Annotated in this window: 10 protein-coding genes; 3 read left to right on the top strand and 7 right to left on the bottom strand. The window is 61.9% G+C overall.

Annotated elements, in window-relative coordinates; translation table 11 throughout:
• Positions 1 to 19: 19 nt before the first annotated feature.
• On the top strand, positions 20 to 2,134 hold the full coding sequence (locus tag R3F07_16730) for an acetate--CoA ligase family protein (GenBank protein ID MEZ5278029.1): 2,115 nt from the start codon (positions 20 to 22) through the stop codon (positions 2,132 to 2,134).
• Positions 2,135 to 2,224: 90 nt separating this feature from the next.
• Here the strand turns inward: R3F07_16730 and R3F07_16725 are convergent, their stop codons facing one another.
• Complete coding sequence (locus R3F07_16725) at positions 2,225 to 2,944, bottom strand: hypothetical protein (GenBank protein ID MEZ5278028.1); 720 nt, start codon at positions 2,942 to 2,944, stop codon at positions 2,225 to 2,227.
• A 155-nt stretch (positions 2,945 to 3,099) separates the two neighbouring features.
• On the opposite strand from R3F07_16725, the gene R3F07_16720 reads away from it, so the two are divergent.
• The gene (locus tag R3F07_16720) at positions 3,100 to 6,048 is read left to right on the top strand and encodes a DUF2339 domain-containing protein (protein ID MEZ5278027.1); all 2,949 of its coding nucleotides are present in this window, start codon (positions 3,100 to 3,102) and stop codon (positions 6,046 to 6,048) included.
• Here the strand turns inward: R3F07_16720 and R3F07_16715 are convergent.
• From R3F07_16715 to R3F07_16700, 4 genes are all read right to left on the bottom strand, one after another.
• On the bottom strand, positions 6,039 to 7,037 hold the full coding sequence (locus tag R3F07_16715; protein MEZ5278026.1) for a hypothetical protein: 999 nt from the start codon (positions 7,035 to 7,037) through the stop codon (positions 6,039 to 6,041). The genes R3F07_16720 and R3F07_16715 overlap by 10 nt on opposite strands.
• 73 nt (positions 7,038 to 7,110) lie before the next feature.
• Positions 7,111 to 8,532, bottom strand: coding sequence for an MBOAT family O-acyltransferase (locus R3F07_16710; protein MEZ5278025.1), 1,422 nt, complete (start codon positions 8,530 to 8,532; stop codon positions 7,111 to 7,113).
• 194 nt (positions 8,533 to 8,726) lie between these two features.
• The gene (locus tag R3F07_16705) at positions 8,727 to 9,098 is read right to left on the bottom strand and encodes a DUF805 domain-containing protein (GenBank protein MEZ5278024.1); all 372 of its coding nucleotides are present in this window, start codon (positions 9,096 to 9,098) and stop codon (positions 8,727 to 8,729) included.
• 636 nt (positions 9,099 to 9,734) lie between these two features.
• The gene (locus R3F07_16700) at positions 9,735 to 9,980 is read right to left on the bottom strand and encodes a VIT1/CCC1 transporter family protein (GenBank protein ID MEZ5278023.1); all 246 of its coding nucleotides are present in this window, start codon (positions 9,978 to 9,980) and stop codon (positions 9,735 to 9,737) included.
• A gap of 133 nt (positions 9,981 to 10,113) precedes the next feature.
• Here R3F07_16700 and R3F07_16695 point away from each other — a divergent pair, with 133 nt between their 5' ends.
• Positions 10,114 to 10,554, top strand: coding sequence for a DUF4440 domain-containing protein (locus R3F07_16695; protein ID MEZ5278022.1), 441 nt, complete (start codon positions 10,114 to 10,116; stop codon positions 10,552 to 10,554).
• 66 nt (positions 10,555 to 10,620) lie between these two features.
• On the opposite strand, the gene R3F07_16690 is transcribed toward R3F07_16695, so the two are convergent.
• Together R3F07_16690 and R3F07_16685 are read right to left on the bottom strand one after the other, a co-directional pair.
• Positions 10,621 to 11,355, bottom strand: a complete 735-nt coding sequence (locus tag R3F07_16690; protein ID MEZ5278021.1) for a class I SAM-dependent methyltransferase — start codon at positions 11,353 to 11,355, stop codon at positions 10,621 to 10,623.
• 6 nt (positions 11,356 to 11,361) lie between these two features.
• The gene (locus tag R3F07_16685) at positions 11,362 to 12,483 is read right to left on the bottom strand and encodes an acetylxylan esterase (GenBank protein MEZ5278020.1); all 1,122 of its coding nucleotides are present in this window, start codon (positions 12,481 to 12,483) and stop codon (positions 11,362 to 11,364) included.
• Positions 12,484 to 12,718 lie beyond the last annotated feature (235 nt).

The raw sequence follows: 12,718 nt of genomic DNA, 5'->3' as shown, positions 1-12,718 counted from the left end.
CAAGACAGACGGTCAACTCATGAGCACCACGAATATGCGTTCGTTTTTCCATCCGGAATCCATCACCGTTATCGGAGCCTCCGGGAACCCCGTCAGCCTGGGCTTCATGGTCATGAAGAATCTCATGGCCGCCGGCTTTGCCGGGCCGATCATGCCGGTAAACCCGAAATATGAATCCGTTTCGGGCGTCCTCACCTACCCTACCGTGGCTGAGCTTCCGCGGCCGGCGGAACTCGCCATCATCTGCACACCACCCGCCATGATCCCCGATCTGATCGAAGCGCTCGGTCGTCAGGGCACCAGGGCCAGCGTGATCCTGACCGCCGGACTCGACGCCCCTCCGCCCACGGGAGGACTCTCGCTTCAGGAACAGGCCCTGCAACGGGCACGGCAATCCGGCATGCGCCTCCTCGGGCCCAATTGTCTTGGATTGCTTGTCCCGGGATCGGGCATCAACGGAAGCTTCGCCCACACCGGCTCGCTGGCCGGATCACTCGCCTTTGTCAGCCAATCCGGCGCACTTTCCACCAGCGTCCTCGACTGGGCCAAATCCGGAGGGATCGGCTTCTCCTGCTTTGTCTCGCTTGGCAACAGCATCGACGTGAATTTCTCGGACACGATCGAATACCTGGCCGATGACGACGTCACCAGCGCCATCCTGCTCTATATCGAGGCGATCAGGAACGGTCCCGGTTTCATGAACGCGGCCACCCTCGCCGCGCGGAAAAAGCCCATCATCGCCATCAAATCCGGCCGGGTGCCGGACGCCCAGAAGGCTGCGGCGTCCCATACCGGCGCCCTCGCCGGGTCCGATGAAGTCTACGAAGCCGCCTTTCGTCGGGCCGGCATCCTGCGGGTGGACTCCTTCGAGGACCTCTTTGGCGCGGTCGAAACCCTGGGCAAAGCCAAACCCCTGCACGGGGACGGATTGAGCATCGTTTCCAACGGAGGCGGGCCGGGCGTGATGGCCACCGACAGCCTGGTCCTGAACGGAGGCCGCCTGGCGAGATTCTCCAAGCCGACCTTCGACCGCCTCAACGACAGCCTTCCGGCCAACTGGTCCCGGGCCAATCCGATCGACATCATCGGCGACGCCCCGCCCGAACGATATGTCCAGGCCCTGAAGATCCTGCTGGAGGACGAAGATACCGCCGCGGTTCTTTTCATTCATGCACCGTCAGCCATCGTTCCCAGCGATATCATCGCCGGGGCCATGCTCGAGACAGCCGCCGGGAGCCCCAAAACGGTTTTCACCTGCTGGCTGGGACGCGACGGGGTGGCCAGGGCGAGAGCCCTCTTTTCCGATCGACGTATCCCCTGCTTCGATACACCGGAGGATGCGGTTCATGCCTTCCTCGACATGACCCGCTACCGGAAGGGCCAATCCTACCTTGCCGGGGAAGAGACCACACCTCCGGCAGTGTCCCTCGACCGGACAAAGATAGGCGCGTGCTTTGCGTCGGTTCGCGCCGACCGGCGCAACGAACTGACCGAGCCCGAAGCCAAACAGGTTCTGGCCGCGGCGGGCCTGCCCGTCATCACCTCCCGGATCGCCGCAGATCCGGCTGCGTGCGTGGTCATGGCCCGGGAAATCGGATTCCCGATCGTCCTGAAAATCATCTCACCGCAGATCTCCCACAAATCGGATGTCGGCGGCGTTGCCCTGAATCTCGAAAGTGACGAGCAGGTGGCGGCGGCGGCCGAGGCCATGAGCCGCCGGGTGCGATCCATCCGACCCGATGCGGAATTGACCGGATTCTCCGTCCAGCAGATGGTGAAAATGCCCAGTTCGCACGAACTGATCATCGGCGCGACCCGGGACGCCTCCTTCGGTCCCGTCATCATGTTCGGGCATGGCGGCACCGCGGTCGAAGTTATCCGCGACCACGCCATGGCCCTTCCTCCCATCACCCGCTCGATTGCCGCGGATATGGTCAGCCAGACCCGGGTTTCCCGACTCCTTGCCGGCTACCGCGATCGCCCCAAGGCGAACATGGAAGCGATCTACCAGGCCCTCATCCAGCTGTCCCAACTGGTCCTGGCCTTCCCTGAGATCAAGGAGCTGGATGTCAATCCGCTCCTCGCCAACGACGAACGGGTCACCGCCATCGACGCCCGGATCAAGCTGGAGTGAGCCAGCGTCAGCGGGGCCTCAGGGAGGACCCGACGGACGGCGATGGATCGGCCGAAACGCCCGCAAACCCCGGGCAGGCACGCGGTGGGTTCATCGGCCCGTGTCTCGGGAGCCGGCCTGATCCTCACCCTCAATGATCCGCCCGGGCGGTGCCAATTCGAAAAGAAGCCCTTCGACCCGGACGTCGTCAAAGAGCGCCCGGTCGTCAAAACAGCCGAAGGCGACCGACCCGGCCGGATAATCCCGGTCGACGGCCGTCATCAGAGGCGTTTCCAGGTCGTCCACAAAAACTTCGATTTCGCCCGTCTTTCCATGGCGCACCCGAACCGTGTGCCAACCGTCAGTCAGCCGCGCCTCCGGAAGCGTCTCCCGATCGATGTTCGTCCGCTGATCGCCGCTGACCTTCTTGATGACGTTGTGGTTCTTGTCATCGGACGAGGCCGCAATATGCGCATAATAAAAATGGGTGTCGTCGATGTATCCGAAGATCACTACGACATCACGGTTGACGACCGACTCAGGTTCCAGACTCTTTGCCTTGAGCGTGATTTCAACGTCCATCCAGACATGGTCCTGCAGGAAGAGATAGGCGGTCGGACGGCGCACCGGCGGACGCTGGGCCCCCGGCTCGACCAGGGCGGCCAACGGATTTCCGTCCTCCGCGTCGATCTCCCAGGCTCCGGATGCCAAGGGCACCCACTCCCCGAAACCTTCGGAAAAATCAGTGGTCAAGGTGGCCGCGCCGGTCAGTGACCCCCAAAAGCTGGCCAGGGCGATTGACCCGACAATCGAAAGTCGTCCGGACATCATGAAACCATATCCCGTCAACCTCTGACCCGGTTCACAAGCAGAAAGGTCCGGCCCCCTGAATCTCGAAGACTCGTGCATTCGGATTGCCATTGAGGTCACCCTCTGACTGAGTGATCGTCCTCTGCAAAGGACAGGACCTCATCAATGCCCCGGATATGAGTGACGACCCCGAGATTCGCGAATTGCGGGCGCGCCTGGTGCGACTAGAGCAGGATGCTGCCGATCAGCGGGCCCGCCAGGTACGCCTCGAAAAGCTGATTGAAGTCCTCAGTGATCAGGCCGGATTGAAATCGTCCTCCACCGGGAACCCGCCGTCTCCTCCCGCTCCGGTCGGCTCGACCGTCGCGATTCAGCCGCAGGCCCCGAAGCCGCAGGACTCCAAACCTCAAGCACCACCGGCGGCGCCCCCTGCCCCGGCGGCAACTCCACCTTACACTCCGGTGAAGCTTCCGGTGGCCAAGCCGGCCACGCCTTCCGCTGCCGCGAAGGCGCTTCGTGCCCTGCACCTGCTGCCACCTGCCCAGGGTTCCGGCGAAGTCAATCTGGTGGCGTGGTGGACGACCCGGATCGGGATGCTCCTCGCCGTCATCGGCGTGGTCTTTTTCGGCGTCTATGTCTCGGTCAATACGCCTCCCTGGGTCAAACTGACCGAACTGGTCGTCGTTTCCATCGGCATCGCCCTGGCCGGTGTCCATTTCGAGAAGCGGCTTCCCAAGTTCGGAGCCGTCCTGCTGGGCGGGGGACTCGCCCTGGTCTATTTCGCCGCGCTGGCCGCCTATGCCGTTCCGGCGGTCAAGGTCACGGACAACCTGGCTGTGGCAACGTTCCTCCAACTCGGTGCGATCGCACTCATCTTCACGGTCGCCCTCAAACGCCAGTCCTCGACCGTAGCGACCATGGCGACCCTCCTCGGGTTTGTCTCCATCTTCCTCTCGATCGAAGTCGGCTTCGATGATTACGCCATTCTCGGCACGCTTGGGCTGACAGCGTTCAGCGTCGTCCTGAAACGCTGGAAGGGTTGGGCGCTGCCCATCGGGGTGGCGGCTGTCCTTCAGTATGCCGTCTACCTTACCCTCGCGGTCGCAATCTGGGATTCCGGGCTCGGCATGAGAAGCCCCTTCTTCGTATTCAGTATCCTGGGAACCGGCTTCTTCCTCGTTTTCCTTTCCGCCGTTCTTGAGGGACCTGAAGAGGACGGCCGGATGTCACGGTCCCAACGCTGGATTCAGTCGATCAACGCGCCCGTCGCGGTGGCTGCGGGATTCAATGTCGCCGTCATAGTTCTGCCGTCCGGATCCCTGTCCTGGTATTTCTTCGGGTCGGCCCTCGTCGCGCTTGCAGCCGCCTTCTGGATCTGGCGGACAGCCCCGGCTGACAGCCTCTTCACCATGTTCGCGGTCAAGGTAGCCGCTCTGACCGGGCTCGGCATCTGCACCGAATGGGGATCCCGCACCCGTTGGGTCGTCCTGGCTATAGAGGCGTTCGTGATCCTTGCTGCGGCTCAACGCACCCGCAAGCTCGTCCTCTTCCTCGTGGCGGTTCTCACCTGGATCCTCTCGCTCGGATTCTTCAAGGAGGATGCCGCAAGACTCCTCGGCCAGATGTTGACCACGGACGGACTCGTGACCGGGCTCTTCGTCCTCGCCGGTCCAATGTTCTTCATACTCCTTATCCGGTCCTGGCCGATGGATACCTTCCGCCTGCCCGACCAGTTCTCCGGAATTCTGACCCTGCCTGCGCTTGTGCCGACGTACCTGGCCTGCGGACTTGTCTTCGAACTGGCCTGGGGACCGGTTGCCCTGCTCATCACGGCGATACTGCTCGCGTTGCTTTCCCGGGTGATGCGCTCAGTCATCGCATTGCCCGCCGCGGCCATCGCCCTCTTCTACGCCCACCTCTCCCTTCACTCCTTCAATGAAGCCGCCCACGGGATTCCCTGGCTCTGGATCGGCGCCGGCTCGGTCGGTTTGACCACCGCACTGGCCGGCTGGCGATGCGCGGAGGTTGAATCCGGGAAGTACCCCGCATACCTGAATCCCCTGCTCCTTCTCGGAACCGGACTGATCGCGTCGGCACTGGCTTTGGTCGAAACGGCACTCTTTCAATCGGTCCCCATCCAGGTTGCCGCAGGTCTCAGCGGTGTTCTCGCCGCGGTCGCGGCCTGGACGGGAGTAGGAACCCGGCGGATCAGTCTCGTCGGATCGGGGGTGCTCGCGCTTGCCGCGAGCGTCGTCCTCAGCGCCTATCACCAGACCTGGGCGGTTATCCAACCGCAGGCGGATCCCTGGTATTGTGCCGCCGGTTCAGGTGCCCTTCTGGTCATGGCCGGGCTGACTCTGCGCGGGACTGTCCGGGACGGTATGGCCAAGCTGAAATGGTTCACCGCAGCGAGCATCCTGACCGGGATCACCTGCGTGTTCCTGACCTGGGCCGCGATCGACCGGAATCTGGAAATCAACGGGGCCACCTGGGCAACCGTGGGCGCGGCCACCGTTTACCTCGGTCTCGGATACGCCCACCGGTCCCCCATTGTCATGAGCATCGGCTCGATCCTCCTGGGTCTGGTGATGCTGACGATCACCGGGTCCCATCGATGGCCACCCGCAGGTTCCGAATGGATGGCACTGGCCGGGGCAATCGTCGCCGGCCTCGCCTTGGCGGCCTTCCCCGCCATAACCGATCGGCGCTATTCATGGCCCAAGGCGGGATACCGCTCCATCTGGATGGGCGCCCATGCGGCCTGCGCCCTTCTGTTCCTCGTATTGATCGCCTCCAGAAACCACGCGCCCTGGGCTGACCTGACCAGTGTTATTTGGGCGATCGGCGGTATCGCGGTCTTCTTCATCGGGCTCTTCTTCCGCTCACGTCCGCATCGTATTTCCGGGTTGATCGTCCTCGCAGCCTGCATCCTCCGGGTCTTCCTGGTAGATATCAACTCCACCCTCTACCGGATTGCCGCATTCATCGTGCTCGGTGCCGTCCTTCTTTGGGTCGGGTTCTCCTACCAGCGCTTCCGCCACCTGATCGAGGGCGACGAAGATCGGGATGTCGGTCCCGAAGACGGCACGAAACCCAATCCGGACATCAAGGACAGTCAGGGCTGAGCCCCGGCGAGTCCCGCCTGGATGATCGGAACAAGCGCATTCGTGAAAAGAACGGCATCCGCGGCGGAAAGGTGGGACCATTCCGGACAGGTGAACCTGCTCAATTGCGGGTGGTCCTCGAAATAGACTCCCGGGCGGCCGGTTTCACGGATCAACCGGTCCCAGTAATCTGCGCGCGGCCACATCGTTTTTTCGATCTCACGCAGTTCACCCGTCGAGGGACACCGGACGAAGATCACTCGCCCTCCCCGTGCCTCGATCTTGTCAAGGTCGGCCTTGATGTCGCCCATCAGCTCATCCAGACCGGGGCCGCCAAAGGGTGGGGCCATCTTGAAGAGCGGCAGCCAGATCTGCTGAACCTTTTCCTGCAGGGCCCGATCCGTCACCATCCGCATCCACATCTTGTTCCGCCAATCCCATTCGATCTTGCCGAAATACGGAGGTTCAGGCGGAAACACGCGGGTTCCCGGTCGATTCTTCAGCGGCACCCATCGGTTGAGCAGCGCGTCCAGGCTGAGGTCTTCCTTGTTGATTGAAGCAAACGCCGACTCGATCGGCACGGAGAGATAGAGGCTGGCGCGCGCCGACGGCGACCAGTCGTGGTAGTAATTGACGAAACCGGCCGCTTTCGCGGAGGGAGGCGCCGGGGCCGGGATGAAGAAAAGCCCTTCGGTCACCCCGCAGATCAATGTCCCGGTGAAGGATGGATCCTCGGCCAGATCGTGGAGGATGGGCAGCGGGCAGGCGCCGGGGATGGCCAGGTCGATCGGCCGTGGACCCGGGATCAACTGCTGCCACATGTCCAAGTCTATATCGAAAAGGACCCGAGACGAGCCGATGATCACCGTTTCGTCGGCGCCGTCCGTTCCGACCCTGGCCCGGTTCTCCGACCAGAGATCCTTTGTTTTCTCAAAGCTGGGACCGTATTGCTGGGATCGCCAATATGTCTCCCAGACGATCATGAAGAGCCCCACAATGATCACGGTCATCAGGCCGACGGCCCGCCAGTGGGCACTCGGAATCGGACGTTTCCAGTATTCCTCGGGCCACTGCGGGGGCGACTCAGAATTGGAAATAGATGAATGCACCGCCGCCTCCTTGAGTAATGATGATCACAATGAGCATGGCCGCCCAGCCCAGTCCGCCCAGCCACCAGGGCACCCGCGCGATGACCTCTTCAACCATCGAATCCCGCAGAAACCATTGCAGCAGGACGAGCGGCAGGACAACGACGGTCGTTTTCAGCATGTTGATCGAGCTCAACACCGGAACCCCGTCCGGGGTCAGGCCCGCCATCGACCGCAGGATCCCTCCCGCCGTGGCGAAATCATGCGATCGGAAGAACACCCAGGTCACCACGACGAGCACGAAGGTCAGCAATCCGATCAGTATCTTCGCGCCGGGTCTGGCAAAAGTCTCCCGTCCTCCAAAAACCGATTTCAGGAACCGTTCCACCCACAGGTAGATGCCATGAAGCAGGCCCCACACCACAAAGGTCCAGGAGGCTCCATGCCAGAAGCCACCCAGCAGCATGGTGACGATCAGGTTGACGTTGGTCCGCAGGCTGCCCTTCCGGTTACCGCCCAAGGGTATGTAGAGATAGTCACGCAACCAGGTCGATAGCGAGATATGCCAGCGGCGCCAGAAGTCGGAGAAACCGATGGCTGCGTAGGGATAGCGGAAATTCTCCGGAATGGAAAACCCGAGGCAGAGGGCGGACCCGATGGCCACGGTGGAATAACCGGCGAAGTCGAAGAAGATCTGACCGCTGAAGGCGAGCGCCCCGAGCCAGGCGTCCAGCCCGAGAACGGGATCGGTTGAACCGAAGACCGCATCGGCAGTCGGGGCGAGAAAGGTATCCGCCAGGACGACCTTCTGAAAGAGCCCCCACGTCATCAAACCCAGCCCCCATACCAGCTGCGGGCGGGTGGCCTGGTGCTCCCTGACGAATTGCGGTATGAGCTGGGTGGCCCGGACAATCGGTCCGGCCACCAGCTGCGGGAAGAAGGTCACGAAGAGAGCGAAGTCCAGGAACGACCGCGCCGGCGGCGTATTGCGCCGGTAAACGTCGATCGTATAGGACATCGTCTGGAAGGTGTAGAACGAGATCCCGACCGGAAGGATGATGCTTGGGGCGGCCGGATGGTAATCGAAGCCGTAGGCGCTGGCGGCAGCAGTGAAGTTCTCCAGGAAGAAGCCGCCATACTTGAAAAGGCCGAGCAGGCCGAGATTGGTCAATACACTGACGACCAGCCAGCTTCGCCGGACACCCGGCCGGGAGGTTGCCGCGATCTGTTTCGAAGCCACGAAATCGATGACCGTCGACAACCAAAGCAGCAGGACAAACGGCGGGTTCCAGGCCGCGTAAAAGATGTAACTCGCCACCAGTAGGTTGACCTTCTTGAAGGTCCACGGGAACGGCAGGTGGTGGACAACCAGGACAATCGCAAAGAATACGACGAAAGTGAGCGAGTTGAACAGCACGGCCTTAGGACTGACGTAGCGTCATAGGACTCCGGGCAACCTATAAGTGGAGATAATCTCCACTGACAGAAGTACCTCTGGCTGTTCCCGCATCGCCCCGCAAGCGAATTCTGCAAACGGTATCCCCATCACCCTACCGGATCGAATCCGGAAGGGTGACGGAAATCCGCCATCTCCCCATTCCTTTCCGCCTCTTAGGCCGCCGCGGCCTTGGGATCTTCGCCAAACCGATTGGCACCAGAGGTTCCTTCCTGGACGGCGAAAACAATCAGGACAATTGCCCCAACCAACGGGATCAGTCCGATGAGCACCCACCAACCGCTCCTTTCGGTGTCATGAAGACGTCGGACCGCAACCGAGATGCTGGGAATGAGAACCGCCAGGGAATACAGTCCGCTCAGCAACCCCATACCGGTGGCCGCATTGAGCGACCCGGTGATGCCGTCGACCACCGTGAGCACGATGCTGACAATCAAATTGAAAAGGACAAAATACCAAAACTCACTCCGCCGCGCCCGTCCGTTGAATACGGCGTATTTCTTCAATGCTGCCAGGTACCAATTCATGGGATGATCTCCATTGTTTTCCCCGATTCGAAGGATCAAAGAGCCGCCGGGGTATTGCGGCCGGATGATCGCTGAATGAGCTGCCCGAACCCGCACATTGGGCGGATGAACCTGCTTGGCCATCGCGCCGCCCATGCAGAGCCTTGCCGCCACTGGGACCGCAGCCTGCAGACAGAAAACCGCGAGGTCAAGAAATCCCCCATCGATCCGCCGAGGGTTCCAACGGGATCAGACTCTCCGGTTTGAGAACAAAACGTAGCTAGAACGAATGGCGTCCAGTTAGCGAAAGATTCGGATCAGCCAACGAGGTGTTGACTGCTCTTCGACCGCGGGTCCGGAGGCCCTCGCCCTGTCAACTGAAATCAGAGCATCCGTGGTAGCGCTGGACGTCCCCGGCCAGCCGCAACGGTTGTCCGAGACAAAACAACGACAAGCACCCTTAACTAAGCGCCATTCTAGCCAGGGCGAATCGACATTCAAATTGCGCTGCTGGTGAGAAGAGAAGCGGAAGCAGCGCACAATTTGAATGTCGATTCGCCCTAGAACCGTAGTGTTTTTCCCACTCAAACAAAACGTAGGATACCAACACGTCGTGCCATCGAAGCCCGGCCGGGGCCCGTGAAGCAGCCGCCGGGATCAAACGGAAACGCCGAAGAGCCGTCCGACCAGGGCGGTCAACCCCATCGCCAGCATGCCCCAGAAGCAGACCCGGACGGCACCCCGCGCCGGGGCCGCTCCCCCGGTGGCCGCGGCGACCGCACCCAGTGCGCCGAGGAGGATGATCGCGAGGACGGGAACCAGCCACAAGAGCAACGACGCCGGTGCGATCGAGACCGTCACCACCGGAATGACGGCTCCCGCCGTGAACGCCGCGGCTGACAAGCCGGGAGATTCAGCGCTTCACCGGCAGAGTGTCTGTCGGCGGAAAGGAAGGCCTTGCGATCCCCGGTCCTCCGGAGAATGATGAAGAGTCTCAGTCGGTCATAAAACCCTCACAGGAGAATCCTTTGCGACCATGAAACTGCTGAAAACATCCCTGTTGCTGGGCCTTATCGGTCCGTGCCTGATAACGGTCTTTGCCGGTGATCCAACCACCTGGATCGAGGAAGTCCGCTCCACCGAACTTGCTTTTGCCCAAAAGGCGGCCGAGGTCGGCCTGAAGGAGGCCTTCCTCGCCTATGCCGACGAGCAGGCCGTGATCAACCGGGGGGGCCGGATCCACCGGGGCAAAGAGGCCATCGCCGCCTGGTTTGATGGACAGACGCTGAAGGATGTTTCACTGGTCTGGACACCCGATTTCGTCGACATCTCGGGAGACGGCACCCTCGCCTATACTTACGGTCCCTTTACCCTGAAGGGAACCACCGAATCCGGAGAAGCCGTCGACGTCAGCGGCATCTTCCATACAGTCTGGAAGCACCAACCCGACGGCAGTTGGAAGTATGTTTACGATTGACTGCCTTCCCGGATAAACGCCGACACCCACCGTCGCTGAAGGCCTGGAGGACGCACCGCGGCGCAGCTACCCGGGATCTGCCTTCCGATTGGCGGATTCGCCGGAGCGACCACCGGCGCCAACGATGAAGTAACGTTCGGTCTGGGAAATCTCGAAGCTCCAGCCCAGACCGACCATCCGGTCCGTCAAGCGGATCGGGTCGTAAAACACCTTGACGATCTGATATTCCCGTCCGTCGTTCAGGCGACGGGAGAGAACGGTGGCGTCCGCTCCCGGGAGACGGTGGTCAAGGGCGGTCGAGGTCGGTTCGTGACGTGAATCCAGGAAGAAAACCCTGCCGCCGGGCGCAAGGCAGGATTGCACGAGTTCCCAGAATGCCTCAAAGCGTGCGGGCGGCACGTGGGAAAGCCAAAAGCTGAAAAAAACGGTGTCGAACTGTTCCGTGGGATGCCATTGAAACAGATCCGCTTCGATGTAGCGAATCTTCGTCGATCCGACCCGCGCCGCATTGATCGCGATCATCTCCGGAGATCCGTCCATCGCGGTCAACTCCGATGCAAAAGGGAGCAACTGCCCGGTCCAGATTCCGGTGCCACAGGCCAGCTCCAAAACCCGGCCGAAGGGTCCCCGGGTCAAGAGTGCGGATGAGATCTCTTCTGCTTCCGCGAACCACCGGGCATTGAGGACCGGCCCTCGATCGTAACGCCCCTGCCGGAGCCACCATTGATCGTATTCGGCCGCGCGCGCCCGGTAATAGGCGAGCTGCTGCCCGAGAAAGGCCGGGGTGTCGTCGACGTTCATCCACACTCAGTCCCGTGGAATATTCCCGGGCGCCGCCATGACCGTATCGGCAAAATCCAGGTAGTGATTCCAGTCTTCCTGAGTCAGATCGTGCGGGCCGGGCCGGCAGTGATAGCCAAGCGGCCCCGCGACAAGGCTGCCCGCGACGGGAGGCGGTTCGTCGGGGAGTTCCCTCCCCCATGCCGGGCCCGCCGCTTTCAGTGCCAGATACTCGCCGCGCGGATCGGCCCATAGATCCTCTTCGGCACTCGCGACGTAAAGGGGCCTCGGAGCGATCGCCGCGAGGAGTTGATGCTGGTCGACCGGCAGCTCCGCTTCGCGTTCATTGTAGGTGGCAAAAACAGGCGTGAACCAATGGGGGAACCGTGTATTGATGTGCAGGAGACGCTCGCCGAATCGGCGCCGGGATAGCGCCGCTCCGCCGCATCCGCTGTCATTGGATACAACCAGGGCAAACCCCGGATCACACGCCCCCGCCCAGAGCGCGGCCTTGCCCAGGCGGGAATGGCCGATAACCGCCAGGCGGTCCGGATCGATTCGCGCGTCAGCCGCAAGGACCTGCCGGGCCAGGCTCAGGCCCCACGCCCAGGCGGCGACTGCGCCCGGCGGATCGACCCCTTGATCGGTGGGCCAGAGCCGAGCCAGTCCATCCCGCCATTGGTCAGGCTCGTCCGGGGCCAGGTCGTAGTAGAAAATCGTCGCCAGGCCATATCCGCGTTCCACGATCATCTCGACCGGCCAACGGCGCACCCTCACCCCCCTCTGGGCATCGGGTGGAAGGATCAGTGCGGGATCGCTATGGACGCTTCCATTTCCCTTGAAATTCAGGCCGAGAAAGAGCGGCACGGGCTGATCCGATTCGCTCGGGAGAAAAACAGCCAGGCCGAAGCTCACCGTGGTGGCGCCATTGGAAACGTCGACGTTCCATTGTTCGCGGACGACTCCGGGAGAACCTGCCAACAACCCGGCATCGATAATCGTTGTTTTCAGCGTTACCGCCGTCTCAGAAAGAACGCCGTAGATCGTCGACTCCAATTGCCCGATCATTGCCTCTCTCGAAAGAAGGCTCGGCAGGGAATAGGAGGGAACATCGGCTTCGGTTACGATCGCCGGGGGAAGATCCATCATGGGCGGATTCTGCCACCAACCGACCTCGCCGCCAGAATATTCCGCCCTGCCCGGTGGCGGGTGATCGATCTCTTTTCAGGACACGCATCCAGGGCTGGTTGATCGCAGCGGGAAACGCCCGCGCCCCAGTTCGGCACCCCTGCTTCCTTTCGGACGGAAAGGAGCCGGGCCCGCAACGGGTCCGGCTCCCAATAGGTCCCCTCACTCAAACGACCTTGGAAGGTCGCACTGGAGC

It is taken from the genome of Opitutaceae bacterium, from assembly GCA_041395105.1.
Classification (GTDB): Bacteria; Verrucomicrobiota; Verrucomicrobiia; order Opitutales; family Opitutaceae; genus B12-G4.
Note: the sequence above shows the minus strand (reverse complement) of the source record. Positions and strands in the feature narration are given on the sequence as shown.

Excerpts from the sequence above, each read along its gene's own strand:
- R3F07_16730 (MEZ5278029.1), top strand. The coding sequence starts at position 20 with ATGAGCACCACGAATATGCGTTCGTTTTTCCATCCGGAATCCATCACC.
- R3F07_16725 (MEZ5278028.1), bottom strand. The coding sequence starts at position 2,944 with ATGATGTCCGGACGACTTTCGATTGTCGGGTCAATCGCCCTGGCCAGC.
- R3F07_16720 (MEZ5278027.1), top strand. The coding sequence starts at position 3,100 with ATGAGTGACGACCCCGAGATTCGCGAATTGCGGGCGCGCCTGGTGCGA.
- R3F07_16715 (MEZ5278026.1), bottom strand. The coding sequence starts at position 7,037 with ATGACCGTGATCATTGTGGGGCTCTTCATGATCGTCTGGGAGACATAT.
- R3F07_16705 (MEZ5278024.1), bottom strand. The coding sequence starts at position 9,098 with ATGAATTGGTACCTGGCAGCATTGAAGAAATACGCCGTATTCAACGGA.
- R3F07_16695 (MEZ5278022.1), top strand. The coding sequence starts at position 10,114 with ATGAAACTGCTGAAAACATCCCTGTTGCTGGGCCTTATCGGTCCGTGC.
- R3F07_16690 (MEZ5278021.1), bottom strand. The coding sequence starts at position 11,355 with ATGAACGTCGACGACACCCCGGCCTTTCTCGGGCAGCAGCTCGCCTAT.
- R3F07_16685 (MEZ5278020.1), bottom strand. The coding sequence starts at position 12,483 with ATGATGGATCTTCCCCCGGCGATCGTAACCGAAGCCGATGTTCCCTCC.